This window comes from Facklamia sp. P13069, from assembly GCF_050409405.1.
Taxonomy (GTDB): Bacteria; Bacillota; Bacilli; order Lactobacillales; family Aerococcaceae; genus Facklamia.
Genome location: NZ_JBNUPN010000021.1, coordinates 1 through 24930 on the forward strand (window position 1 = coordinate 1; position 24930 = coordinate 24930).

Annotated in this window: 26 protein-coding genes; 21 read left to right on the top strand and 5 right to left on the bottom strand. The window is 35.2% G+C overall.

Features of this window, described 5'->3' with window-relative positions; all coding sequences use genetic code 11:
* Positions 1 to 331: 331 nt before the first annotated feature.
* From ACQV2T_RS06955 to ACQV2T_RS07010, 12 genes are all read left to right on the top strand, one after another.
* Positions 332 to 541, top strand: coding sequence for a PIN domain-containing protein (locus ACQV2T_RS06955; RefSeq protein ID WP_428893426.1), 210 nt, complete (start codon positions 332 to 334; stop codon positions 539 to 541).
* The gene (locus ACQV2T_RS06960) at positions 522 to 1136 is read left to right on the top strand and encodes a PIN domain-containing protein (protein ID WP_428893428.1); all 615 of its coding nucleotides are present in this window, start codon (positions 522 to 524) and stop codon (positions 1134 to 1136) included. The genes ACQV2T_RS06955 and ACQV2T_RS06960 overlap by 20 nt, the downstream gene beginning before the upstream one ends.
* Positions 1108 to 1548: a hypothetical protein gene (locus ACQV2T_RS06965; RefSeq protein WP_428893429.1), complete on the top strand. Its 441-nt coding sequence runs from the start codon at positions 1108 to 1110 to the stop codon at positions 1546 to 1548. Before ACQV2T_RS06960 ends, ACQV2T_RS06965 begins: the two co-directional genes overlap by 29 nt.
* Before the next feature lie 520 nt (positions 1549 to 2068).
* Positions 2069 to 3103 (top strand): phosphate/phosphite/phosphonate ABC transporter substrate-binding protein, encoded by a 1035-nt coding sequence (locus ACQV2T_RS06970; RefSeq protein WP_428893430.1) that lies wholly within the window; start codon positions 2069 to 2071, stop codon positions 3101 to 3103.
* An 84-nt stretch (positions 3104 to 3187) separates the two neighbouring features.
* Positions 3188 to 3955 carry a phosphonate ABC transporter ATP-binding protein gene (gene phnC, locus ACQV2T_RS06975; RefSeq protein ID WP_428876210.1) on the top strand — a complete coding sequence of 256 codons (768 nt, stop codon included), beginning with the start codon at positions 3188 to 3190 and terminating at the stop codon, positions 3953 to 3955.
* On the top strand, positions 3948 to 4772 hold the full coding sequence (phnE, locus tag ACQV2T_RS06980; protein WP_428874091.1) for a phosphonate ABC transporter, permease protein PhnE: 825 nt from the start codon (positions 3948 to 3950) through the stop codon (positions 4770 to 4772). Before phnC ends, phnE (ACQV2T_RS06980) begins: the two co-directional genes overlap by 8 nt.
* Before the next feature lie 9 nt (positions 4773 to 4781).
* The gene (phnE, locus tag ACQV2T_RS06985) at positions 4782 to 5591 is read left to right on the top strand and encodes a phosphonate ABC transporter, permease protein PhnE (protein ID WP_428875277.1); all 810 of its coding nucleotides are present in this window, start codon (positions 4782 to 4784) and stop codon (positions 5589 to 5591) included.
* A 471-nt stretch (positions 5592 to 6062) separates the two neighbouring features.
* Complete coding sequence (locus tag ACQV2T_RS06990) at positions 6063 to 6653, top strand: N-6 DNA methylase (protein ID WP_428875292.1); 591 nt, start codon at positions 6063 to 6065, stop codon at positions 6651 to 6653.
* Positions 6643 to 6960, top strand: coding sequence for a hypothetical protein (locus ACQV2T_RS06995; RefSeq protein ID WP_428876449.1), 318 nt, complete (start codon positions 6643 to 6645; stop codon positions 6958 to 6960). The genes ACQV2T_RS06990 and ACQV2T_RS06995 overlap by 11 nt, the downstream gene beginning before the upstream one ends.
* A complete protein-coding gene (locus ACQV2T_RS07000) occupies positions 6948 to 7136 on the top strand; it encodes a hypothetical protein (RefSeq protein ID WP_428893431.1) in 189 nt (62 codons plus the stop codon). The genes ACQV2T_RS06995 and ACQV2T_RS07000 overlap by 13 nt, the downstream gene beginning before the upstream one ends.
* Before the next feature lie 208 nt (positions 7137 to 7344).
* Entirely contained in the window at positions 7345 to 7674 is a 330-nt protein-coding gene (locus ACQV2T_RS07005; protein WP_428876448.1) for a hypothetical protein, read from the top strand.
* Between the two features lie 183 nt (positions 7675 to 7857).
* Positions 7858 to 8211 (top strand): ASCH domain-containing protein, encoded by a 354-nt coding sequence (locus tag ACQV2T_RS07010; RefSeq protein ID WP_428893441.1) that lies wholly within the window; start codon positions 7858 to 7860, stop codon positions 8209 to 8211.
* A 628-nt stretch (positions 8212 to 8839) separates the two neighbouring features.
* Here the strand turns inward: ACQV2T_RS07010 and ACQV2T_RS07015 are convergent.
* Entirely contained in the window at positions 8840 to 9136 is a 297-nt protein-coding gene (locus ACQV2T_RS07015) for a hypothetical protein (RefSeq protein WP_428875273.1), read from the bottom strand.
* A gap of 427 nt (positions 9137 to 9563) precedes the next feature.
* Here ACQV2T_RS07015 and ACQV2T_RS07020 point away from each other — a divergent pair, with 427 nt between their 5' ends.
* The 5 genes from ACQV2T_RS07020 (at position 9564) to ACQV2T_RS07040 (ending at position 14657) form a co-directional block, all read left to right on the top strand.
* Complete coding sequence (locus tag ACQV2T_RS07020; RefSeq protein ID WP_428874098.1) at positions 9564 to 10196, top strand: GntR family transcriptional regulator; 633 nt, start codon at positions 9564 to 9566, stop codon at positions 10194 to 10196.
* Between the two features lie 234 nt (positions 10197 to 10430).
* Positions 10431 to 10802: a GrdX family protein gene (locus ACQV2T_RS07025; RefSeq protein ID WP_428874099.1), complete on the top strand. Its 372-nt coding sequence runs from the start codon at positions 10431 to 10433 to the stop codon at positions 10800 to 10802.
* Positions 10803 to 10814: 12 nt separating this feature from the next.
* Entirely contained in the window at positions 10815 to 12101 is a 1287-nt protein-coding gene (locus ACQV2T_RS07030; RefSeq protein ID WP_428874100.1) for a glycine/sarcosine/betaine reductase component B subunit, read from the top strand.
* Positions 12102 to 12117: 16 nt separating this feature from the next.
* The gene (locus ACQV2T_RS07035) at positions 12118 to 13413 is read left to right on the top strand and encodes a glycine/betaine/sarcosine/D-proline family reductase selenoprotein B (protein WP_428893433.1); all 1296 of its coding nucleotides are present in this window, start codon (positions 12118 to 12120) and stop codon (positions 13411 to 13413) included.
* Between the two features lie 146 nt (positions 13414 to 13559).
* On the top strand, positions 13560 to 14657 hold the full coding sequence (locus ACQV2T_RS07040; protein WP_428874102.1) for a YkvI family membrane protein: 1098 nt from the start codon (positions 13560 to 13562) through the stop codon (positions 14655 to 14657).
* 512 nt (positions 14658 to 15169) lie between these two features.
* Here ACQV2T_RS07040 and ACQV2T_RS07045 read toward each other — a convergent pair.
* The 3 genes from ACQV2T_RS07045 to ACQV2T_RS07055 all read right to left on the bottom strand — a co-directional run bounded on the left by ACQV2T_RS07045 (position 15170) and on the right by ACQV2T_RS07055 (position 18284).
* Positions 15170 to 16780 carry a hypothetical protein gene (locus tag ACQV2T_RS07045; protein WP_428875270.1) on the bottom strand — a complete coding sequence of 537 codons (1611 nt, stop codon included), beginning with the start codon at positions 16778 to 16780 and terminating at the stop codon, positions 15170 to 15172.
* Positions 16773 to 17468: an ATP-binding cassette domain-containing protein gene (locus ACQV2T_RS07050; RefSeq protein ID WP_428893434.1), complete on the bottom strand. Its 696-nt coding sequence runs from the start codon at positions 17466 to 17468 to the stop codon at positions 16773 to 16775. Before ACQV2T_RS07050 ends, ACQV2T_RS07045 begins: the two co-directional genes overlap by 8 nt.
* Positions 17469 to 17696: 228 nt before the next feature.
* Complete coding sequence (locus ACQV2T_RS07055; RefSeq protein WP_428874105.1) at positions 17697 to 18284, bottom strand: TetR/AcrR family transcriptional regulator C-terminal domain-containing protein; 588 nt, start codon at positions 18282 to 18284, stop codon at positions 17697 to 17699.
* Positions 18285 to 18448: 164 nt separating this feature from the next.
* Here ACQV2T_RS07055 and ACQV2T_RS07060 point away from each other — a divergent pair, with 164 nt between their 5' ends.
* Together ACQV2T_RS07060 and ACQV2T_RS07065 are read left to right on the top strand one after the other, a co-directional pair.
* On the top strand, positions 18449 to 20512 hold the full coding sequence (locus tag ACQV2T_RS07060) for an efflux RND transporter permease subunit (protein ID WP_428893435.1): 2064 nt from the start codon (positions 18449 to 18451) through the stop codon (positions 20510 to 20512).
* A gap of 2 nt (positions 20513 to 20514) precedes the next feature.
* Positions 20515 to 22515, top strand: coding sequence for a hypothetical protein (locus ACQV2T_RS07065; RefSeq protein ID WP_428893436.1), 2001 nt, complete (start codon positions 20515 to 20517; stop codon positions 22513 to 22515).
* Positions 22516 to 22691: 176 nt separating this feature from the next.
* Here ACQV2T_RS07065 and ACQV2T_RS07070 read toward each other — a convergent pair whose 3' ends face one another.
* A complete protein-coding gene (locus ACQV2T_RS07070; protein WP_428893437.1) occupies positions 22692 to 23372 on the bottom strand; it encodes a hypothetical protein in 681 nt (226 codons plus the stop codon).
* Positions 23373 to 23466: 94 nt separating this feature from the next.
* Here ACQV2T_RS07070 and ACQV2T_RS07075 point away from each other — a divergent pair, with 94 nt between their 5' ends.
* Both ACQV2T_RS07075 and ACQV2T_RS07080 read left to right on the top strand, forming a co-directional pair.
* Positions 23467 to 24195: a LytR/AlgR family response regulator transcription factor gene (locus tag ACQV2T_RS07075; RefSeq protein WP_428874109.1), complete on the top strand. Its 729-nt coding sequence runs from the start codon at positions 23467 to 23469 to the stop codon at positions 24193 to 24195.
* A complete protein-coding gene (locus tag ACQV2T_RS07080) occupies positions 24188 to 24916 on the top strand; it encodes a sensor histidine kinase (RefSeq protein WP_428874110.1) in 729 nt (242 codons plus the stop codon). The genes ACQV2T_RS07075 and ACQV2T_RS07080 overlap by 8 nt, the downstream gene beginning before the upstream one ends.
* Positions 24917 to 24930: the final 14 nt, after the last annotated feature.

The following is a 24930-nucleotide window of genomic DNA, read 5'->3' on the forward strand; positions in this document are numbered from 1 at the left end:
ATGGAACCCGATACAACAATATAAAAATGGTAAAAAGTATTTAGAAAAGTTTTAGTTCTACAAATCCCAGTTTATTGGATTAACAGTCCACCTGAATATCTAGAAAACTTAGTATATATAAGTGTTGATATTACTTTATGATTTCACAGGTGAGTTTTGTGTCATAATTATGACAACGGCAGATAGTAACGATGAACACTGGCTTTCAAGCCACGTACTATAGATACAAAATAAGGATTGGTGTACTTTTTAGACCAATTATGGCTCACGATTGTTCTAAAAGGCGTATTGGAATAGATATAATTTGTTAATTATTAAAAAGGAGGAAGAATTGGAAGGTAAAGAAGAATTAGAGTTTCCATTAAATGTTTTTGTTGATACACAAATATTTGAAAGTCAAAGTTTTGATATAAGTGATAAAAGTAGATTAGGATTGCTAAAAAAACAAGTTAAAAAGGGTGCTATCAATTTTCTTACAAGTGAGATAATTGTTGGAGAGGCAAATAAACACATAAAAGAAAATGTTAAAAAAAAACAATGAAATAAACCAAAACTTTAATAGCAGAGAAATAGCTATTCTTAGAAACAGTAAGTATGCTGATAGTTTTAATAAATTGGATACTGAAGAGGTAGTTCAAGAAGCGCTAAATCAATTTCATAATTATTTAAATGAGGCAGAAGTAACATATTTAGATTTAGATAGTATTGAATTAAAAACTATACTAAATGATTATTTTAATAACAGAAAGCCATTCGGAACAGGTAAGAAGAAGCACGAGTTTCCTGATGCTTTTAATATTTCAATGTTAAAGAGTTTAAGAAAAAAAGATTATCAACCCATATATGTAATAAGTGGAGATAAAGATTTTGAGGACATAAAAGGAATTTATCTTTATAAAAGTATAGATGAGTTATTGAATCTTATTAATACGGATAAACTTATCGCTCAACAAGCTTTAAAGTACATCAATAGTATTAATTATAGGTTTGCTGAGGAAATTAAAGAACAATTTTTTGATAATTCACAAAACATCGAACTTGACGGGTTTGATTATGATCGTAAAGGCATTATCGGTGGATATGAATATGATGAAACTGAGCTTCAAAATGTTAAGCTCTGTAGTTATAGATTATAACTCTGAAGAGCATGAAATAGTAGTTGCTTTAAAGTGTTTAGTAGAAATTGTAATTAACTGTACATTTTTTGATTTAGAGAACTCTATTTGGGATTCTGATGATAAAGAATACGCTACAATGGAATATGGTTTAATAAAAGAAAATCACAATAAAAAAATTGAGATAGTTGCACGTATACACTATGAGTATGAAAATGAAGACGAAGATTCTTATCCAGAATTTGAAGTAGATAGCATTGAAGTAGATACAGCACAAAAACTTACGCAGAGAACGTTAAATAGTAAAGGTAGACAAATCATTAATTATCCAGATCTTATTTGGGAAAATTATTGTCCAGATTGTGGATGTGGACTAACATGGGAAAATGATGGTGGAAACGGTTTTTGTGATAAGTGCGCTCCTAATCATTAACAATTCACCTAAAACAAAGGAAATATACAGAAAACACCTGGGTTTAATAATAAAAGCTCTAGTAATGTGTTAGGAATAAACTACATCCACTTTTGTATTCGCTGAAATTGCTCATGATTTTACACCCGGTAGTGGTAACTTTCTAACAGAAACTTATATTACTTTTCGTAGACTAGAAAATCAAATTCTAAAGACCCTTAAGGAAACCAGATTGTAAGGGAGAAAATGCACAACATTATTTAGGTTTTCATTAGTCAGTTTTATGGAATTGAAATTATTGATTTTGCTGTTTCAATAATAAAAGCTTTTTAATGTAGAGAGTTTTGTCAAATTTATTTTATACGAAAATAAAAATATTTTCTTAGTATGAGAAAATAGTATTAAAAAAACACATGATAACAGGAGAATGATTGAATGGCTTCTTACCTACTGTAAACTTTATGTAAAATTGAACAAGCAAGTTGCTCTACTTTACTTAGTTCGTTATAATTGAGCTATCAAATATTTGGAGGTAACATCTGTGAAGAAAAAGTTTAGTCTATTAATGGTCCTATCTCTACTGGCAAGTGTTTTTTTGAATGTATTTACTGTAAATGCGCAAGAAGAAGCAGTTGAAATTGAGACGTTAAAAGTTGCTTTTGTTCCATCCCGTGATCCCGAAGAAATTATTACAACAACCGAGCCTTTAAAACAGCTCTTGATTGATGAGTTAGCTAAAGAAGGATTCAATGTTAAGAATGTCGAAATTACTGTCGGAACATCTTATGAAGCAGTCGGAGAGGGTATGTCTGCAGGAACGATTGATGTTGGTTTAATTCCTGGCGGAACGTATGTCTTGTTCGAAGACGATGTGGACGTCCTTCTTACATCGACTCGTCAAGGTTTATCGAAAGACTCTGAGAATCCAGCAGACTGGAATGACGGTCAAGCGACTGAATTAATCGAAGATCAAGTTTCTTATTACAAAGGCTTAATTATTGCAGGGCCTTCTGAAAAAGGCCAAGAATTAGCTGAGAAAGTAAACAATGGCGAAGAATTAACATGGGAAGACTTAGACTCTGCTAAGTGGTCAGTCATGTCCTCCTCTTCTTCATCAGGTTACATTTATCCTTCCATTTGGTTAGGAAACCAATTCGATGGTAAACAAATTTCTGACTTATCAAATGTCGTTCAAGCAGATTCCTATCCTTCTTCCATTGCTCGTTTAGCATCCGAACAAGTAGACGTAGTGGTTGGTTTTGCTGACTTACGTCGTGATAATGTCGATGCATGGATGGAAGATATGGGACGCGAAGCGAGCATTTGGGAAGAGACAAATGTCATTGGCGTTACTCCTAATGTTTACAATGACACTGTTTCTGTAAGTAAGACTTCAGAGATAATGACAGACGAATTAAAAACAGCCCTTCAAAATGCTTTCATTAATATTGCTGAAACCGAAGAAGGTAAAGAAGTCATTGCTATCTACAGTCATGAAGGCTACAAACCAGCCAAAGCTGAAGATTATGAAACAGAACGTGAAGCGCAAAAAATTCTACGTGAACAAGGTGAATAATAAATACCGACAAATAGTCTAAAACAAAACACCCACTGGACGGTGGGTGTTTCTTTGCTTGAAAGATTAAAAAAGGAGAAGGCAATGATCAAATTTGAACAAGTTTATAAAAGATATCCAAAAGGTGTATTAGCATTACAAGATATTAATTTGGAGATTGATCAAGGAGAATTCGTTGGCATTATTGGTTTATCGGGTGCAGGTAAGTCCACTCTCATTCGAACGGTTAATAAAATGCATTCCATTTCAGAAGGAAAATTAACGGTTGATGGGGTGGATGTGAGTGGCTTAAAAGGTAAGAGCTTGCGTCAGTTCCGACGTAAGATCGGGATGATTTTTCAGTCTTTTAACTTAGTAACTCGTGCAAAAGTCATCACCAATGTCTTATCGGCTTTTGTCCCTGATATCCCTTTTTGGCGCGTCTTGATTGGCTATTACAAGAAGGAAGAAGAAATAAAAGCCTTGGAAGCTTTGGACAGGGTAGGAATTCTTGATAAGGCCTATACGCGAGTCGACCAACTATCGGGTGGTCAACAACAGCGGGTGGCACTGGCTAGGACTTTGGCGCAAGATCCACGCATTATTCTAGCCGATGAGCCTGTTGCTTCTTTGGACCCAGTCACCGCTGCTGTAGTGATGCGAGATTTCCAGAATATCAATCAAACAGACAACATCACCGTCATCATCAATATTCATCATGTGGAATTGGCGCTTGAATATTGTGATCGGATTATTGGCATTCGCGAAGGAGCAATTGTTTATGATGGGCCTTCAAATGAAGTCACTCAAGAAGTCCTAAACCATATTTATAAAGGACAAAGCACTGAAGAGGAACGTGACTCCTATGAATAATCCAATACTTTCATTTATGCGTCCCAAAGAAATAGTGCTTTCAAATGGCAAGAAGGTGTATAAGAAGCGCTCTTTTACCTTGTTAATTGTTTTATTGATTACTTTATTGATTTATTTATCAGCTAAAATGACTGGTTTTGATTTACAAGTTTTAATCAAGCGTGGTGAGGAATTCTTTGTTATTTTAAAACGGATGGTACCACCCAATACGGCTTATTTTAATGAGGTAATCCCTCCGCTGCTCGATACGATTAAAATGTCTGTACTGGGGACTTTTATTGGTGCGCTTTTAGCGATACCTTATGCCATGTGGTCTGCCACTAACTTAACTAGAAATCACTGGATAACTAGTCTTTTAAAACTATTGTTGAGTCTAATCAGAACTTTACCAACCTTAGTGACCGCTTTGATTTTGACTTATATTTTTGGCTTAGGGACTTTTGCAGGGACCTTGGCAATTGCTTTATTCACCTTTTCTTTCATAGCTAAACAACTTTATGAAGCCATTGAGACAGCGGATATGTTGCCTTATGAAGCCATGGAAGCCTTAGGAGCGAATAAAATGTATAGTTTTCTCGGAGCGATTAAACCGCAAGTGCTTCCAACTTATCTGTCAGTAGCCTTATACACTTTCGAAGGAAATGTTCGCCACGCTGCTATTTTAGGTTATGTTGGGGCAGGAGGAATCGGCATTATTCTCGATGAGAATCTAGGTTGGCGAGAATATCAGAATGTCGGAATGATCCTGCTTTGTCTGTTCTTAACGGTAGTGGTGATTGAAAGTATCAGTCGCTATCTAAGAGCAAGGTTAACATAGGAGGTAGTCATGGTAGATAAAATTAATCAAATGTATGAAAGTAAAGATACGAATCGCTGGCAAGTATTGGCTTGGACGATGTTAGTAGTTGGGCTAGTCGTCTGGTCTGCTTCAACCATTGATGAAGTGGGGCTTGCTAAGCGGGGCATCACTTTTGCTGTAAGTATCATCCAAGGAATTGTTAACCCAGACAGAGAACTGCTTTTTAATCTTACGAAACAGTCGGTTCCTTATTTATTATTGGAGACGATGGCGATCGCCTTTTTAGGGACTCTGGTCGGAGCAGTCTTCTCCTTTCCTCTTTCTTTTCTAGCATCGAGTAAAGTGGTTCCGGTTCCTGTTGTAGTGATGACCCGTTTTTTGGTGATGGCTATTCGAACCATTCCAGCCTTTGTCTATGGTCTAATGTTTATTCGGGTGACGGGTCCAGGACCTTTTGCAGGCGTTATGACGATCTCAGTGACTTCCATTGGTATGTTAACCAAGTTATTTAGTGAAGCCATTGACGATATGGATAAATCCATTTTAGAAGCGCTCGATGCAGCTGGCTGCAATACTTTCGAGAAGATTCGTTGTGGGATTATTCCTCAATTATGGTCTAGTTTACTATCAACAATTATTTTCCGCTTCGATATGAATTTAAGGGATGCTTCTATTTTAGGTCTGGTAGGAGGGGGAGGAATTGGTGCACCCCTTAAATTTGCCATGTCCTCCAACCGTTGGTCGCAAGTAGGAGCCATTCTAGTAGGACTGGTTGTGCTCATTCTAGTGGTCGAATTTTCTTCTTCGTCTATTCGTAAACAATTGACAAATGGTTAGTAGAAGATAAAACACAGACTTACTAATGTAATGAGCTTAGTATTGGACTGAAACTGAATAATAGTACAAAACTTTAGAACACTCCCATTGGATTCAGTTAAAATGAATTTGATGGGAGTATTTTTGTATGAAAAGAGTTTTTAATTCAGTTAAAGGAAATATAGGTCAGTATGTAGTTTAAAATCATAATTTTTAATTATATAATTAGGCCAAACTAGGATTTTGTGAGGGTGAAAATGAAGAACTCACTATTAACAAAATAATTTGTATAGGATTAGTGCGCGGAAATTCAATTTAAATAAAAATTTAATATTTAATGTAATAAATTAAAGGTATATTTAAATTGAATTTTATAGGAGGGAAAATATGTTGACAGGTGAATTAAAGAATAAAGTAGATAGAATATGGGAAACATTTTGGACGGATGGAGTTACTAATCCGTTAACTGTTATCGAGTAATTTACATATCTCATCTTTATAAAAACATTAGATGATAAACAATTACAAAGTGAAGCAGAAGCGAATATATTAGGTCTTGAACCAAAAATTATATTTAAAGGGAATAGTAAAAAATACAAAAACAGCTTTGATTATGAAGACTTGAGATGGCACAATTTCAAAGAGTTTGAAGCAGAAAAAATGCATAAAACGATTGTTGAAGGAGTATTTCCATTTATAAAAGACTTGAATAGCAATGAAGGATCCTCCTTTTCTAAATTTATGACAGATGCAATGTTTCAAATTCCTACAGCTCAAATGTTAGAGAAAATTGTAACAGCAATAGATAGTTTAGTTTTAGAAGGAGATTTAAAGGGAGATCTTTATGAGTACTTACTATCTAAGCTATCTACATCAGGTACAAATGGACAGTTTAGAACACCTAGACATATTATAAAGATGATGGTCGAACTGGTAAAGCCAACCCCATCAGACATCATAATAGATCCAGCCTGTGGGTCTCGTGTCATAATTATGATAACGGCAAATAATAACGATGAATACGGGGTTTCCAGACCCTCGAATAGAAATAGAATAGTAAACTGGGGGAGTAATGGGCTATAAATTAATAGTGGAGAGCATTAAAGATGAAGGCAAGCTACTCCATGACATATGTGATTATATCCAAATAGACAATAAAACAATCGCCTTTGGTAACGATACAAGTCCCTCAAAAACTGATATTAGAATTAATTTTTATGTCAATAAGGATTGGGTCATTAAAATTAATTCAAAAAATGAATTAACTCAAAATGACTTTATTGAACTGATTAAAGTGATTGATAACTATAACAATAGTGCATTTATGTACCAAGTTACCTTCAATCTCCCGATGGAAATTACTTATATGAATTTAACTTGGAAAAAATAGAATTTGTTTCTTGGATTGAAGAATATGTTCCATACGAAATCTGTAACTTCAATGACTATTCAGACAATATAAAATTTGAAGTGTTAAAAAATACTGCCAAATATATGGCAAAAAATTCAAATAAAGATTTGATGAGTAGATGGAGTATGTGGTCAATCATTGAATTACCAGATTGAGAAGAAAAAATTGATGAGAAAGAACAAAATTATCATTTATTAAGAGAATGCTTATTGTCTATAAAACCAATCAAATTTAATTTCTACATTAGATGAGGTAAATCAAAACTGTAGGAATGGAATAAAAGAAGTTCTGCCTCAATTAAGAAAGTGCTCCATACAAGGCGATCTTAATGCAGCAAATATTTTAGTTAATAAGAATGAATTTGTGGGTCTAATTGATTTTAATATGTCTGGAACGGTAGTGAATAATAATAATATTCTTAACGAAACAAGATATGAATTATCTATGTATGATTTTGAGAATCTAACGGCGAAAGAAAGCTTCGAGAAAATGACCGACTATCGTAATGATTTACTGAATCATGTTTTTAAAATTTATGATTTAGATAATATCGAGCAGAGTGTTTGGGATGATTATCGAAGGATTGTAGATTTATTTTTATGGCCGAATGTTGGTCTATGGAATTATTTGATTAAAGAAGATATTCATGTTGATAAAGTTATGGATCTTATAACGTTAATAATCAAGAGTTAGTAAGAAATTTTAGGAGTTTACATCTGGGTTTCGTGTCATAATAATGACACAGGCAAATAGTCAAGTAAATACAAGGGTTTTAGAGCTTCTAACAAAGTTTAAAATCAAAAAAATGAGTTATTGATGTACTATGTAGCAGGGTTTTTCGATAATAAATATTGTAAACAGTACATCATTAGGGAGGTGAATAATTTGATTCATTATATGAACTTACATCCTGAACCTTTTCATAAAATAAAGTATAAGCAAAAAGATATTGAATTGCGATTATTAGATGAAAAAAGGCAAATGATACAAGTTGGAGATTTCATTAAGTTTACAAATACTGAGAATAGTGAATGTAAATTAAGTGCAGTCGTGGTTGCATTACATAAATTTCCATCATTTGATAAGTTGTATGAGTCATTATCTTTATTGCGATGTGGTTATACTATCGACAATATTAATCAAGCTTCATCAGCTGATATGGATGTATACTATCCAAAAGAAAAACAGCAAAAGTATGGAGTAGTTGGTATTGAGATAAGAGTATTATAAATTCGAATTTATAAGGTTAGCAATTCACCTGAATAGATATAAAATTTGTATTTATAAGTGTTGATATTACTATACGATTTAACAGCCGGGTCTTGTGTCATAATTATGAAAACGGAAGATAGTAACGATAAACACTAGATTTCAAACCCTCTACTAGAGAAACAAAATATGAAATGAAATACTATTAGATCAATAAATTAATTGTTTTGCTCTAAAAAGCATGAAAAAAGATAAATTATAATTTACAGGAGTTTTGATAAATGATAGAAAAAGTTGAATTCACGAATATGTGTATGATATGTGATGGCAGTAAGGTTATTGTCATTGATAGAAAATATGAATCAGGCTATCGAGAGAGTTGAGAAAATGAGAGATGTGTTTAAAGGATATTTGTTGTGGATGATGTTAAAATCTAAGTTATATTTTGCCATAATAAGACTCCCTAAAGTTGAATTTCATGGTCCAACTATAGGGGTCAGTACACTGATTGCCTCTGGTTATTTGTTTAATTGTTAAAAGACGAGATATTTAGTTATTAAAAAAATCTTAAAAAAAACGCCTTCTAAATCAACCCAATTTTCAGTCATGAAAGATTATAAAAAGCGTCTTTTTTTGTGAAACTTCAATTTTATCTCAGTTTAAAACGTTTGGGTCCAAATAAATAGACGATCATTATACCTAAAACAAAATACTTTAAGGCATTAAGAATAAGAAGAGTGATGTCAATGATGGCTAATCGAATCTGAATTTTCTTTATAAAGACTGAACCAATTTGGTCATAGAAAATCTTATTAATATAGATAATTCCCTGATCATTGGAATAATCAGTCTTTCCTATTCGGATATCTTCGACTTTCACTTTTGCGGACTGGCTATCTATTTCTTCAACGAATTGTCGGGATTCAATTAAATTGCTTATATTCAAACAATTAAAACAAACTGCTCGAGATAAGAAGTTTTTAAAGTAAAAATAATGGTTAGAACGAGCATTAAAAGACCAGGGGCTAAAAAATTGATTGAGAAAAATAAGTCATAGCTAAACTCTAAATCTACCAAAGTACCGGCTAATGCGAAAAGAAAGCCAACTTCGCAAGTGAAAAAACACTATGAATGAGATAATCAAAGAAAAAATAGTTTAAACGATTTAAGAGAGAGGTTAAAAAAAAGCTATACTTTATACAAGTTCTTTTAATTCGCTGTGCAAAATAAAATTGAGTGCTAACGTAAAGATAACCTAGGAGATTATACATAATTAAACATTATTTGATTTTCCTCAAAGATTGAGGTTATAATAAGTGAGGTCTATGTATAGTGTTATACAGAATGGCTTGATAGCTAAGAGGTGAAGAAGATTGGATCAGAAAAATTTAAGTATCTATAATCAATTGAAGCGTCGCATCATTGAGTTTGAATATAAACCCGGAAAAATACTCAATGAAGTTGATCTAGCTGAAGAATTTGGCGTAAGTCGTTCACCGATTCGATCAGCCTTGCAAGAGCTAGAGCGAGATGATCTCATTAATATTGTGCCAAGGTTTGGAGCACAAGTTGCTCCTATTGATTTTCGTAATATCAAGGGGCTATTTGATGTAACAAAGCAACTAGATCCCTATGCGACTCGTCAAGCCGTAAAACGGATCACCCCCTCACAATTAGCAGAGTTGAAGCAAATTATTAAAAATTTAGAATCTTATTCTACTACAGCAAGTTATCAAGAGGCTATCAACGAAGATGAACGATTCCATCAAATTATTTTTCAAGCTTGTGATAATCGATGGTTAAAAGAAACACTAGCTCATCTTCATTTACATACCGAAAGATTGTGGCATTATTGTAATGATTACTTTGATGATATGACTATCTTTACCAGAACCTTCCGTAAAATCGTGCAAGCGATTGAAGATCAAGATGAAGAGGCAGCCGAACAATATGCTTACGAACATATTGAAGACTTTCTTTCTAGAATTAAAGAATCTCTCTTTTAAGAGTGAATGAAATATAGTTAAAAACCTTAAGGTCTTAGTAAAAAGATCTTAAGGTTTTTTTATGTAAATTTTTATTTTAAATAAATCAAAATTTTTATCTAAATACAATTGACATTCATCTGAAAAACAGTTAGTATATCAGTGAGGTGATGAGATGGTTTCAACCCACAATTTATTATTGGATGTAAGCGTTAGCATTGTCTTCATTAAAAGTGAAAAGATAGAGGTGGTGATATGATTTTAACGAATAATATAACCGTCAATGAAAGCGGTAACACAATCTTGGTTGAAGGTGATCAATTAGCTGTTTTGAAAAAGGCACGTGACTTGATTCACAAAGGACATTATTTAATGACATCTCCTTTGGCCGCCAGTGGTCGGATGCATTTTTCTCCCGTACGGTCGATCTTGATATCAGATAAACCAGAAGGAGATAACACTCAGTCTCTTTTGGCAATTGAAAATAGCATAGAACTTTTACAAAACTCTTTAGCTACCCATACAGTGGATTACAAGAATAAGGAGGATTACGAATTTATTGATTACGAGCTTTTAAAAGTAGCTCTTAAAGAGGTAAGTGAGTTGGGAGATCGTTTTAACAAATAGGAGGGAATCAATTTGAAACTAGAAAGACGTAAAGTAAAAATTAATGATGTTGTCTTTGGCGATAAAAATGAAGTAGTAGGAGAAAAACTCGTTTTAAATCGCGAAGAATTAGTCAATTATATTAAGAGTTTGGACAATATTAAAGAGGTTACTGTCGATATCGCTAAACCAGGTGAAAAGACACGCATCATCCCTGTAAAAGATGTCATTGAACCACGGGTAAAAGTAGAAGGTGTTCCTGGATTTGCTGGGATAACTTCGCAGACTGGCCAGCTTGGGAATGGAGCTTATAACGTATTAGAAGGCGTTGCTATCGTTACAATTGGAGATATTGTCGGCTTCCAAGAAGGTGTGATTGATATGTGGGGAGAAGGAGCAAAATGGACGCCCTTCTCCAAGACTTTTAATTTAGTGGTGGATCTATCGGTAGTCGACGGATTAACAGCGCATGAACATGAATTAGCAGTTCGAATGGCAGGTCTATTAATCTCTGAATATGTCGGACAGTTTGCAAAAGACGCTCCAGTCTATGAAATCGAAACGTTTGAAGTAGGATCAAATCCAGAAGAAACAGCTAAATATCCAGATCTTCCTAAGGTAGTCTATGCTGAGATGTTAATCACTCAAGGACTTCTCCATGACTCTTATATCTATGGAGTGGATGCTAAAAATATTATTCCAACACTTCTGCATCCGCTGGAAGAACTGGATGGAGCAGTCGTTTCGGGCAACTGTGTAGCAGCTTGCGATAAGATTACGACTTATCAACATCAAACCAATCCAGTTATCTTAGAACTTTTGAAAAAACACGGCAAAGAAATTAATTTCCTTGGTGTGGTTATGGTTCCAGAACTAACAACCTTAGAAGGAAAATTTAGATCGTGTGATTTCACTGCTAAATTATGCAAGCAGTTGGGGGCAGATGGGGTGATTGTATCGGAAGAAGGATATGGAAATCCAGACTCTGACTTAGTCATGATTGCTGAACGATTAGAAAAACAAGGGATAAAAGCTGTTCTGATTACAGATGAATGTTCTGGTTGGGATGGAGCCAGTCAACCACTCGCAGACTCAAAACCAGAAGCAAAAGCTGTAATATCAACAGGAAACGTTTCTCACGTTGTAACATTACCAAAAGCGGACCGTATCCTGGGAGATCCAGAAGCGATTGCCAATTTGGCAGGAGGATGGGCTGGAGCCTATGATGCTGAAACCGGTGTTATGAAGTGTGAATTAAATGCTGTGATTGGAGCCACTTCAGAGATCGGATATCATAATTTGATGGTCACTGAGTATTAGAACGAGGAGGAAGACAATGGAAAAAAGAATCTTATATTATTTGAATCAGTTTTTTGGTCAGATTGGTGGAGAAGACAATGCCGACTTTGCTCCCGTTTTAAAGGAAGGGACAGTCGGTCCTGCCGTAGGATTTGAAAAGGAGTTGGGCGATGCAGGTAAAGTGGTCGCGACTTTTATTTGTGGCGATAACTATATCAATGAAAACAATGAAGCAGCTTTAGCTGAATTTAAGAAAGCAATGGATGAGATTCAACCGGATTTAGTAGTAGTCGGCCCCTCCTTTAATGCGGGCCGCTATGGGGTGGCTTCATCCTTAATTGCTCAGTTCGTGGTGGATAAATACGATATCCCTGTAGTATCAGGTATGTATGAAGAAAACCCAGGTCTTGAAATTACCAGACTAAAAGCATATACCGTTCCAACTGGAAATAGTGCAGTTGATATGCGATCTGCCTTACCTAAAATGGCTGCGATTGCGAAGAAAATATTAGCAGGCGAGCAAGTTATTCCTGAAGAAGATGGGATCTTCAAGCAAGGTAAGCGTATTACAGGCTTTTCCGATAAAATCGGTGCCGTTCGTGCGGTTGAGATGCTGATGAAACGTTTGAACAACGAAGAATATAAAACTGAAATGCCAATGCCTAGCTTTGACTTGGTTGAGCCAGCCCCTCCAATTAAGGACTTAACTAAAGCCACAATAGCTTTGGTAACTACTGGAGGGATTGTACCGGTAGGAAATCCCGATCGGATTCAGTCTGCCTCTGCTCAAAAATGGGGTAAATACAATATCGAAGATCATGCTAACCTTACAGGCGATTTCATCACCATTCATGGTGGTTTTGATCCTATCTATTGTAATGAATCGCCAGATCGTGTTCTTCCATTAGACTCTCTTAGAATAATGGAAAAAGAAGGCAAAATTGGTAAGGTTCATGAGAAATTCTACACCACGACAGGTACAGGTACGGCAGTTGGTAATGCCATCATATTCGGTAAAGAAATAGGAAAAGAATTGAAGGAAGCGGGAGTTGACGGAGTAATTCTTACCAGTACTTGAGGGACCTGTACACGTTGCGGAGCAACAATCGTTAAAGAAATCGAACGTTTTGGTATTCCAATTGTTCATATGGCTACAATTATTACCATTTCTCAATCTGTTGGAGCGAACCGAATTGTGCCAACAGTTGCTATTCCTTACCCTACTGGAGATCCATCCCTGGAGCGAAAAGATGAAGAGAAATTGCGCATGAAGATGGTTGAACGTGCGATAAATGCACTGAGCCAACCAGTAACGGAAGTTACGGTCTTCTAAATCCACTTGAATAGAGTGAATAGATTCTAAAATAATAAGAGCAGTCCCGATCGAATAGCTTTATAACTGTTCTATGGACTGCTTTTTTTTAAAATTTACTTCTTCAGAATGACAAGATGTTCGAAAGTAGAAAAGAGGGGGAAAACATGGAAAAATCAAAAATGAACATTTGGACGATTCTAGGATTTACAGGCGCGTGTATTGCCTTTTACATTGGGGCCGGATTTGCGACAATGCAAGAAGTAATGCAATATGAGGCTTCCTATGGCTCACGATTTTGGATTGTCATAGCTGTTGCGGCAATCATTTATGTCTATACGAATTTATCCTTTGCGACCAATGGTAATCGCTTGAAACTTGAAAGAGGCGGCGACATATACCAACATTATACCGGTAAGTACATCGGTGCTTTCTTTGATTATTTTTCTGCCTTTTTCTGTTATATGTGTTTTATCGTTATGTGTGGAGGGGCGAATGCTACGGCCTCTCAACAATGGGGATTAGCAAACGGAGTAGGTGCATTGGTTCTAACCATTGCAGTAGTTGCTACAGCTGTCTTTGGATTAGACGGAATTATCAAGGCACTTAGTAAAATAGGACCGATTATTATTATTCTTATTCTGATTGTATCAACAATTACTGCGATCACTGGCTTTCCAAACTTCAGCGAAAATGTAAGCGCAATTGATCGAGGCGTTTATGATTTGGTTCAAGTAGGCGGCGACAATCCATTTTTTTCAGGCGCATCATACGGTGGCTTTGTTATTTTGTGGTTTGCAGCTTTTCTATCTGAAATTGGTGCAAAAAACAAATTAAAAGAAGTGAACACAGGAATGCTTCTATCTACTTTATTCATTTTCGGGGCAGCAGCCATTTGTTGTATCGCTTTAATTAGCTACATTGGTGAAACTGGTAAGGCTGATATTCCAGCATTGGTATTAGCTAATAAAGTGAACCCGGTATTTGCGCAAGCTTTTGCCGTTATTGTTTTTGCTGGAATCTATACCACGGCAGTTCCTCTACTCTGGACAGGGGTGGGTCGTGTGGCCACAGATGGAAGCTCACGCTATAAAATCTTAACCATTTTGGGTGGAGTTATTGGAATGGTAATCGCTATTTTCTTGCCCTACAAGGATCTTGTAAATGTCCTTTATGGAATTAATGGGTATTTAGGATTTATTCTGGTTGGTTTTATGGTTGTTCATGATATCCGAACAAAAATGGGTTCAAAATTGATTCAATAAATTAAATGTCTATGCTCTATTTTAAATGGCTATTCTCTTTCTTCATTGATAGCAAAGGATCCAATCAACTAAGACCGCCATTCTTTGTGATTGCTTAAGTTCAAAATAGCATAATGTTTAAAGGCATGTTAAAGTTATAAAGGAAATTCTTAGTTTTTCTTTGTAAATGGTTAAGTGTATAGGTTAAAGAAGGGTTTTGACTGTAAGCTTTTTCCTTAACCAATGGGGAAAACAAAATCAAATGAATAAAAAGTAGGCAAATAAAGACGGATAAATGAAGGTTTGAATAATATAGATGGTCTATGTAGTAGAGTTAAAATAGACTGGGCGATTATTGGATTGAGATTAAATAGCGAGAGAAAATAAAAGCACTCCCCTCAAAGTCATGTGGAATGGATTAGAAGGGAGTGCTATTCGCTGTGAGAAAAAGGTTTATTTATGAACTTTAAACGGTCATTTTATCAGATGGAAATTATTGAAATGATAAATATTTTGCATATTCTTTTGCGTATTTATCTCAGTCTAAAACGTTTGGGTCCAAATAAATAGACGATCATTATACCCAAAACAACATACAAGATCACGAATAAGAAAAAGCCGAATACCAAATAGTGAGTATAGGAAGATAATCTAACCATACTAAAATACAAAATATAGAGGACAAAATTGAGAATTCCAGTATAGACAGGGTTTTTTACCTTCATTTGATTGGTAAAGGGTTGAAACATATAATAAGCAAAAAGAAAATGAAAGGTCATAAAGACATACCCACTGATTAAACTGATGACCATCACTAAAAGGCTTTGACTATCGAATAGATCCCAATGATAATAGGTGAATAATAGACCAATTAAAGCGACAATAAATTGTGGACGATTGTACTTAAGCAACTGTTTTGTTCTAAAAACAATAGCAGTAGTTATATTTTCTTTCGCTCGATAAAAATGAAAGCTTAACAGTTTACGGTCCATATAGTAAAAGGTCGTTTTAGTAAAAAATTCACCCAAATACATTTTTCTAGCAATTAATAATAATACTAAGGGAATAAATTGTGAGAGCCCTTTGACATCGGCAGGAGAGAGGGGAACAAAATACTTTACGACATTAAGCATAACAAGAGTGATGCCAATGAAGGCTAATCGAATCAGGATTTTCTTTTTAAAGACTGAACCAATTCGGTCATAAAAAATCTTATTAAGATAGATAATTCCTTGATCATCAGAATAATCATTCTTTCCTATTCGGATATCTTTATCTTCCACTTTGGCGGACTGGCTATCTATTTCATCAACGAATTGTTGCGATTCAAGCAAGTCGCTGATATTTAAAGACTTCAAAATAAATTGTTCCAGATAAGTAGTTTTCAAAGTGAAAATAATGGTTAAAACGAGCATCAAAAGACCAGGGGCTAAAAAAATGACCGAGAAAAAGAAGGCATAGTTAAATCCTAAATCGATAAAAGTACCGACTATTGCCAAAAGAAAGCCTACTCCACAAGTGAAAAAAACTAGAAAATTAGCCACTTTTTTGCCGAGAGGATAATTGTTGCGACACAAGTAGAGAAAGATACTTCTAATAAATAATCTTAGTCCAATCGAAAAAATAACAAATGAAAAGCCTTCAAGTAAAGTGATCTTGAAAATAAAAGAAAAGAGGAACATCCCAATACTAAATCCGACGATTTTAGGTCCATACTTCAAAAGATCATTGGCGATAGAGTAAAATCTAGGATTCACTCTAAAGATCTTAATATGCATATATTTGTCTTCAGCGTTTTCAAAGGCGCTATAGATTTCAATCGCTACTGCCATCATTAGCATCACAATCGATAGATAAAAGGGTCCATAGCTCAAAAACATAATCTCTTCTGATTCGACATACTTATTCGAAAAAGTAGGAAGCAAAAGACCGATAAGCGCGATAAAAATTATATTTGTTACAATGGGTTTTATCATTTGAAAGATCACTGACAGGGGGGGTCCCCATTTAAGTAAGAATTTAGAGTGATATAACTTATTCGAAAAGATTTTTCCAATGAGAGGTATTCTTTGCAAATTAAAAATGAACCCATTGTAAAAACTAATCAGTTGGTATTGGATTAAAAAGGTTAATATTTTATTCACCTCCTTTGTCCTCCTTTAAAAGTTCGACAATTTTCGATTCAAAATCTTCATCTTTTTTTAGGTGTTCAAAGGGCATGCATTTTCCATCACTTAATATGACTATTTCATCACATAGTTCTTTGGCAAGTTCAAGCATATGCGTAGAGAGAATCAAAATATGTTCTTTTTTTAATTCTTTTAATATTTTCTTTATCTCAGCCGCCATTACAACATCGATGGAAGTCAGTGGTTCATCTAAAAGAATTATTTTTTGTTTTCCAATGATAATTGAGAGGAGCGAGAGTTTCGATTTCATCCCATGCGAATAGTCTTTGATTAAGCGGTGTCTGTCTTCTTCAGAGAACGCCATCAAATCCAGGTAATGATCGGGAGCTTGACCTTCTCCGTTTAAATCATTAAAAAACTTAACATACTCATAGCCTGTTAAGAAATCGGGCAAAAAATTTTCTGAAAATAGCATGCCAACCTGCTCATAGCTGATATCAGAAAGCCTTCCGTTTTCTTCAAGAAAAAAGAGACCACCACTTTGTTCTAGTTCACCATAAATAATATTGAAAAAGGTCGTTTTACCTGCTCCATTTTTCCCTAAAAGACCATATATTTTGCCTGCTTCAAACTCAAAGTTAACGTCTTTTAAGACTTGTGTTTCTTTAAAATCTTTTTTTAAGTGTTTTATTATTAACTTCATCCAATGGGCTCCTTACCTTTAATTAGTTTGAGTACTTTGTACCAGTAAAACTTAAGATAATAAAATCTTATCATACAAATTATTCATTAACGACTAAAAATTGAATGACAAAGGGGCTGATAACTGACGGTTTCGAGTATATTTCTGGCGAGTAAAGATCAAATAACTTTTATTAAGAAAACAAAGCCCCTGAGATCAGTCCAATCTGACTTCAGGGGTTTTTAATAGTTACTGATTAGCAAAGTGTTCATGTGTCCGTTCAAGATCAGGACGTATTCCTTCAAAGAGGGTAATAGAGATGTATTCAATATATTTTTCCTTATCTTTTTTATCTTTGTTGTGTGTCCAATTAGTCAGTAGGGAAGCAAAGGAATCGGTATAAAAGTCAATCAGGAAGTCCTTATAATCTTCAGGAATGACCATCTCTTTTGAAATGTCATCGACAATATTACGCATATTTTCAATGAAGTTATTATAGAAGAATTTTTTCAATTCATCTCTACCTAAGGCATTGATGGCTGAGCTAACTACGTGTTCATTTTCTTCCACATAGTTCATGGCAAAGCGCACCACTTCATCATATTCGGTAAAATAGTCATATTTTTGTATCGGTTCAATCGCTTCATCTTCAAACATCCAGTTGAGTAAATCGTAGATATTAGTAAAATGGTAATAAAATGTTTTGCGGTTGACGCCACAGTCTTCTACAATTTCACGAATCGATATCTTGTCTAAGGCTTTTTTATTCATTAGTTTCTTTAAAGAATCAGCTAAAGCTCTTTTCGTCATTGTTGTTGTAATTCGTTCTTTTTTCATACTTCCTCCTTGAATGAACAATCGGACAAATAATATAAAATGTCTAAAAATAGGCCAACTGTCCTTATATTGAACATTGTCTAATATATCTAGCTCTAATATACTCTAAAAGTAGTCGTTTAACAATCCTATTTAACGACAATATTTTTATTTAAGGAGGAAGTATGGAAAAAGTATTTAGAAAGATATTGCAGCATGACAAGCTTGTCTTGTTCTTTTTTATGATTGGATCTGTAATAAGTCTATTAAGTGTGCCTAGAGTACAGGTGAACTATGATATGAATGATTATCTTCCTTCAGACAGTCCTTCTACGCAAGCTTTATCAATGATGGAGGAAGAGTTTGAAGGTCAAGTCCCTAATGCGCGTTTAATGCTAGAGAACCTAACCATTCCTCAAGCGTTAGCATTTAAGGATAAAATTAGTCAAATTAAAGGAGTGGATGAGGTCCTTTGGTTAGATGACACTGTTAACATAACGGAACCATTGGATCAATATGATCAAGAGCTTGTTGAGGCTTATTATAAAAACAAAAATGCATTGTATTCAATTACTATCGATGAAAGAGAGCGAATAAAAGCGGTTGATGCTCTGCGCGATTTGATAGGAAATAGGGGATATTTGGAGGGAGCGGCGGTTAACACGGCAGTTGCAGCTGAATCCACGGTTGAAGAAATCGGTAAAATCATTAAGGTTACGATTCCAGTTGTCTTAGTTATTTTATTAATTACGACCAATTATTGGTTTGAGCCCCTTATTTTATTGTTAACGATTGGGGTATCAATTCTTTTAAATGCTGGGTCAAACTTGCTTTTTGGTACCATTTCCTTTGTAACCAGCGGTGCTGGCAATATTTTGCTCTTAGCAGTATCGCTTGACTATTCGGTCTTTTTACTTCATCGTTTTGAAGAAAATCGGCAGCTAGGTATGGAAGCTGAGGCAGCGATGGTCAAAGCTTTAAGTCAATCACGTGGTTCGATCGCTTCTAGTGGCTTGACCACCGGCATTAGTTTTGCTGCATTGACCTTAATGCAATTTAAAATTGGCCCTGATTTAGGTATAGCCTTAGCTAAAGGGATTGTGATTAGCTTACTTACTGTTTTTATCTTATTACCAGTCTTGGTTATAAAAACCTACCGTTTAATGGAAAGGACGAAACATCAACCACTTCTACCACAATTTAGAAGATTAGGTAAGGGCGTTACTAAAATGATGTTTCCATTAGTAGTTGTTTTTGCTATTTTGGTAGTTCCTTCTTTTTTAGCGCAAAAGGAAAATAACTACTATTACGGCCCTGAACATATATTTGGACCAGAGACAAAACTGGGTCAAGATTCTGCGAAAATCAAGGAACACTTTGGTCAGTCCAATCGGATGGTTTTAATTGTACCTAAAGGTGAGCAGACTAAAGAAATCGCTCTGAGTAATCAGTTGAAAAAAATTCCTGAGGTCAAGGAGATCATTTCTTATGTAGATACCGTTGGGCCTGAAATCCCAAAAGAGTTTTTAGATGCAGAGACCCTAAAGCTATTAGAATCAGAAAACTATAGTCGAATGATTCTAACAGTTGATTCGGAATATGAAGGAGAAAAATCTTTTAACTTAGTTGAGGAAATACGTGAAGCAGCTGATAAATTCTACCCTCATCAAGCCCATTTGGCGGGAGAAAGTGCGAGTACTTACGACCTAATGGATACCATAACAAAGGATAACTTGAGCGTCAATTTGATCTCAACAGCTGCTGTATTCATTGTTTTAGCCATTAGTTTCAAATCAATAATTATTCCATTCATCTTGGTTTTATCCATCGAAACAGCTGTTTGGATTAACTTAGCCACTCCTTATTTCACTGATCAGGTTCTTTTTTATTTTTCATATTTACTTGTAGGAGCGATTCAATTGGGGGCTACTGTTGATTATGCCATATTGCTGGCAAGAAGATATTTAGAAAACCGTGAAAGGCTTGAGAGAAAAGCAGCTATTATCGAAACGATTTCTAATGTTACGGTTTCAATTATGACATCCGGATCTGCCATTGTTTTAGTAGGGTCACTACTTGGTTATATAACGACCCACGGCATTTTAATGCAATTAGGAAGGCTGCTAGCTAGGGGATCTGTCTTTTCTATTTTAATTGTCCTTTTTGTTTTACCTGGTTTGCTTTATTTATTTGACAAGCCGATTGAAAAATTAACTTATGGTTTAAAATTCGTGAAGGAGGAACACTAAATATGAAGACTCAATTAATCAATAAATTGGTAAGTGGAATAGTTATTATGAATATTTTAAGCAGCAGTTTACCCAATGCTTTGGCAAGGGAAGTGAATTTAGCTAAAGAGGAGGTTGTGTATGGACTGTTAAATTATGACGGAAGTCTTAATGATGCCTATATAGTTAATATTTTTGATCAGGAAGGGGATATTACCGATTACGGTGACTATACTGAGGTTAGAAATATGACATCGGAGACTGAGTTGAAGCTAAAGGAGGGAAAGGTCGACTTTACGAATGGTAAAGATAAGCTGTATTATGAAGGGAAATTAAATAATCAACAACTACCATGGGCAATTTCGATTAAGTATTTACTTAATCAACAAGAAGTAAGCGCTCAAGACTTGATGGGTCAATCAGGCGATTTGGAAATAAAATTAAGGATTAAAGAAAATGAACAAGTGGATCCTTTCTTTTTTAATAATTATGGTCTTCAGGCTACTTTAGTTTTTGATACTGAAAAAGTAAAAGCTATTCAAGCAGAAGAAGCAACTATCGCTAATGTGGGGAAAAACAAACAATTAACTTATACTGTTTTACCTAAACAAGGTGCCAATTTTTCAATCAAGGCTAAAGTAGAAAATTTTGAAATGGAGCCAATCGCTATTAATGGTATCAATATCAATTTGGGATTTGATTTGGAAGATGCCAACTTGCTTGAAAAAATTGAAGAATTACAAAGTGGTGTTAAGCAAATAGATGAGGGGGCAGGCGAATTAAAAGATGGAGCTTTGCAATTAAGTGAAGGGTCTGGTCAATTAGCAAGTGGTAGTCAGCGTTTAGAAGAAGGAGCTGTCAGGGTAAATAACGGAATTGTCACGCTAAAAAAAGGGATTGAGCAAATGCATGCCGGATTAGTGGAGCTCGATAGTCATTCCGAAGAATTGAGACAAGGTTCGGATCAATTTAAAGCACTAATCAATGCATCGAATGATCAATTAAGCTTGCTAGCAGAAAAGTTAGGTAAGCTGCAACAATTAAATCAAGCATCGATCGAAATGCAAGCCGGAATAGGGGAGTTAAATAGTGGGATTACCCAATTGAATCAAAGTGTAGGCTACCAGCAATATACAGCAGCTTTAGGACAGAATGGTTTAGACATGCAGCAATTGCAAGCAGGCAATAATAATGGAATGCAAGCCGTAAACAATTTAAACCTATCCTTATCCAGTGTCGCTTCTCAAATCAGGGCTTCAGAAATTGAGAATAAGGAAGAGCTAGCTGCTCAGCTTGATCAAGTCATTGCTCAGACACAAGCAGCGAATTTGGAACAAGTACTTGCGGCTAACAATGCGATGATTGATGCCACAGCCCAATATTTAGAGACAGTTTCTAGCTCAACTATGCAACTACAAGCAGGTAGTCAAGAGTTGACGACTGCTTATTCAGACTTTCACGCAGCCATTCAAGCAATGGTTAGTACTTCAGATGAGCTAGTAGCTGAACTACCTAAATTAAGTAGCGGTGTGGAAGATTTGGCAGTTAAATATACTCAATTTGATCAAGGACTCGATGATTATACGGGATCTCTTGGAAAGCTTGTGTCCAGTCATCAAGCTATTTTAAATGGTATTAGAAGTTTAAGTGAGGGCAGCGCCTCATTAGTGGAAGGCAGTTCTTCATTAGACGCTAATTTGAATCGATTAGTTAACGCTTCTAATGATTTATATGAGGGCAGCGACAAACTAAAGCAAGGTTCTAATAAGTTTAAGAATAAAACAGCCGGCTTAGATCAAGAAGTAGAGCAAGAAATTGATGCGACTCTTTCTGAACTGACAGGAAATGCCAATCAACCGATTTCTTACGCTTCAAGCAAGAATGGAAAAATCAAGTCCGTGCAGTTTGTCTTGAAGACAGAAAAAATACAAGCAGACAAAGAAGAGCCAGAACTCGAGCGAGAAGAATCGCAACCTTCAGTCTGGGAAAAAATAAAAGATTTATTCCAAAAGAAAGAGGATTAAATAATTCATAAAATATTTATAGTTGTTGAATAATTAGTAGCCTAAAAGCAAAACAGTTCGAATAATCGCTTGAAGGGGTAACTGAGAAGAGGCGATTTGACAAAGATTTAATTTAAAAAATACTAAAACTATAAAAGAAGTTAGACTAAAGTGTCTAACTTTTTTTATAGGAGAGACTATTTTTTCTTAGCATTCAAGTCAATCGACCCAACTAAATAGGAGCGGCAATCAGGATTATTTGATAGCTTCATAATTTCATTATGCGCAAAGGATTGATTAAAATCGTACAGAAAGTCATTGTTTTTAGTTTTGTAGATATTCAATCCATAAAGTAATAAGAAGGGGTTGGGTTGTAAACTTTCCCCCTTAATCATCATTGTAAATAAAGTTAAATGAATAAATAGGTAGGCTAATACAGAAGGCCATGTGAATGACTGAATCATATAGACCGTCGTCACATTGGAAATCAAAAAAGAGACGGGTTGACCATTGATATCGGTGATTTTATCTTTGGTAAAGTCTTCTATATGATATTGGTCTTGCTGAATATAGGCTTTACGGGCGTATTGCTTTTTCAAATGGGCATAGAGCCATCTACTTGAAAGACCTAAAACGAATAGGACCACGAGGACAATCAATATAACATGAAAATGATTGAGCTTGTGTTGATCAAAGTTACTATAGAGTATTTTTAACGTGAACAAAATAATTGATAGGGACATGGAGCTGATATAATAGATAATTTGATAAAGTCTTGGTAAGTCTTTTAACATACTATTCCTTTCTTTTGCCAAAGTAACGTACATAGTTAGTAAACCATAATATTTAATAAAATAAGAATGATATGCTTCAATCAAAACAATTACTGTTTAATTTTTAAATGTGTAATCGTTTTTAATATTTTTATGATTATTTGCTATAATAAGAGAAAAATGACGACGGAGGGTAGTTATGCGTATTGTTCAAATAGTCCTAGCAGAGGATGAAGCGATTCAACGAAAAAACATGACGCGGATGATTGAAGCAGCGTGTCAAACACTCCATATCAAGCCGATTATTACTTGTTATGAATCCGCCGAGGCTTTTTTATTTCATTTAGAAGACCATCAAGAATGGCAAATCGCTTTTCTCGATATTGAAATGGCTGAAATCAATGGCATGGAATTAGCCCATCAATTAAAAGAAAAGGCCCCTTATTTAAAGATTATTTTTGCTACGGCTTATGCGGAATATGCTGTGGAAGGCTACCAAGTAGATGCGCTAGATTTTTTGTTAAAGCCGATTAATACAACAGCAATAGAGCGAGCGCTTTCTAAATATCTGCTGATTCAACCGAAATCTGAACGTTTTCTGGTTGTTGAAGACCTGATAGGAAAGCAATATGTCTTGGAACTTGATGATTTGATCCTGGTTGAGGTTAATAAACGTGAGTTGCGGTTAGTGTTATTAGACCAAGAGCTTTTTATAACAGGGGCCTTAGCTCGTTTTAAAGAGGACTTAGACCAACGGTTTGTAGCACCACATCGTTCTTATTTAATTAATTTGAATCATGTTGAGAGTATTGGGAAAGAAGAAGTCATTCTTTCTTCTGGTGCAAAGGTTCCTCTCTCGCGTCGCTCAGTTAAGACAATTCAAAAGGCTTTTATCGAACATTATAAAGGAAGTGCCTTTTATGGTTAAAGCGTTAGTAAGTTTAGTGCTTTTTGTTTTATTGCTGAGTCTGTGGTATATCTACCGTTTAAGACTGGATTTGCGTTTTCATCAAATTCAGCAAAAGGAATTGGATGACTATGCACTGGAAGTCGAGTCAATCTACCGGCAGATGCGGGGTATCCGGCATGATTACCGCAATCATCTTCAAGTCATTCAAGCCTATTTAACCAGTCAAGACTATCAAGCCTTGGATCAGTATCTGCAAGAACTGACGAATGAAATGAATCAAGTGGATACGATTATTCGGACCGGAAATACCTTAATTGATGCCTTGGTTAATACCAAGTTGACTCGGGCTCAAGCAAAGGGAGTCGACGTTCATGCCAATGCAATCGCCCCTAAAAATCTAAGTATTCATTCGACGGATTTGGCCGTTATTTTAGGGAATTTATTAAACAATGCACTTGAAGCAACTATTCATGCAAAGGATAAGCAGCCGGCCTTTATCCGTTTATACATTGCCCCCTTAAAAAACACTTTTTATATCAGCGTTCAAAACTCCATGGCTCAAAGACCCAGACAGAACTTCTTATCTTTAAAAGCGCTCAACCGGCAAGGCTTTGGGTTAAAACGGATTGATGCGGCAGTCAATAAAAATCAAGGCATTGTTAATAGACAATGGGAAGAAGGGGTTTTTGCGACAGAAGTTACCTTGCCTTTGCAAAATGACCACTCATGTCAAAATTAGAACCATTGATGCAC

What these genes read in the sequence shown, in the direction of transcription:
- ACQV2T_RS06965 (WP_428893429.1), top strand. Translation starts at nt 1,108, where the DNA reads ATGTTAAGCTCTGTAGTTATAGATTATAACTCTGAAGAGCATGAAATA.
- ACQV2T_RS07075 (WP_428874109.1), top strand. Translation starts at nt 23,467, where the DNA reads ATGCGTATTGTTCAAATAGTCCTAGCAGAGGATGAAGCGATTCAACGA.
- phnC (WP_428876210.1), top strand. Translation starts at nt 3,188, where the DNA reads ATGATCAAATTTGAACAAGTTTATAAAAGATATCCAAAAGGTGTATTA.
- ACQV2T_RS07060 (WP_428893435.1), top strand. Translation starts at nt 18,449, where the DNA reads ATGGAAAAAGTATTTAGAAAGATATTGCAGCATGACAAGCTTGTCTTG.
- phnE (WP_428875277.1), top strand. Translation starts at nt 4,782, where the DNA reads ATGGTAGATAAAATTAATCAAATGTATGAAAGTAAAGATACGAATCGC.
- ACQV2T_RS07065 (WP_428893436.1), top strand. Translation starts at nt 20,515, where the DNA reads ATGAAGACTCAATTAATCAATAAATTGGTAAGTGGAATAGTTATTATG.
- ACQV2T_RS07055 (WP_428874105.1), bottom strand. Translation starts at nt 18,284, where the DNA reads ATGAAAAAAGAACGAATTACAACAACAATGACGAAAAGAGCTTTAGCT.
- phnE (WP_428874091.1), top strand. Translation starts at nt 3,948, where the DNA reads ATGAATAATCCAATACTTTCATTTATGCGTCCCAAAGAAATAGTGCTT.
- ACQV2T_RS07025 (WP_428874099.1), top strand. Translation starts at nt 10,431, where the DNA reads ATGATTTTAACGAATAATATAACCGTCAATGAAAGCGGTAACACAATC.
- ACQV2T_RS06995 (WP_428876449.1), top strand. Translation starts at nt 6,643, where the DNA reads ATGGGCTATAAATTAATAGTGGAGAGCATTAAAGATGAAGGCAAGCTA.
- ACQV2T_RS06960 (WP_428893428.1), top strand. Translation starts at nt 522, where the DNA reads ATGTTAAAAAAAAACAATGAAATAAACCAAAACTTTAATAGCAGAGAA.
- ACQV2T_RS07050 (WP_428893434.1), bottom strand. Translation starts at nt 17,468, where the DNA reads ATGAAGTTAATAATAAAACACTTAAAAAAAGATTTTAAAGAAACACAA.
- ACQV2T_RS07040 (WP_428874102.1), top strand. Translation starts at nt 13,560, where the DNA reads ATGGAAAAATCAAAAATGAACATTTGGACGATTCTAGGATTTACAGGC.
- ACQV2T_RS07080 (WP_428874110.1), top strand. Translation starts at nt 24,188, where the DNA reads ATGGTTAAAGCGTTAGTAAGTTTAGTGCTTTTTGTTTTATTGCTGAGT.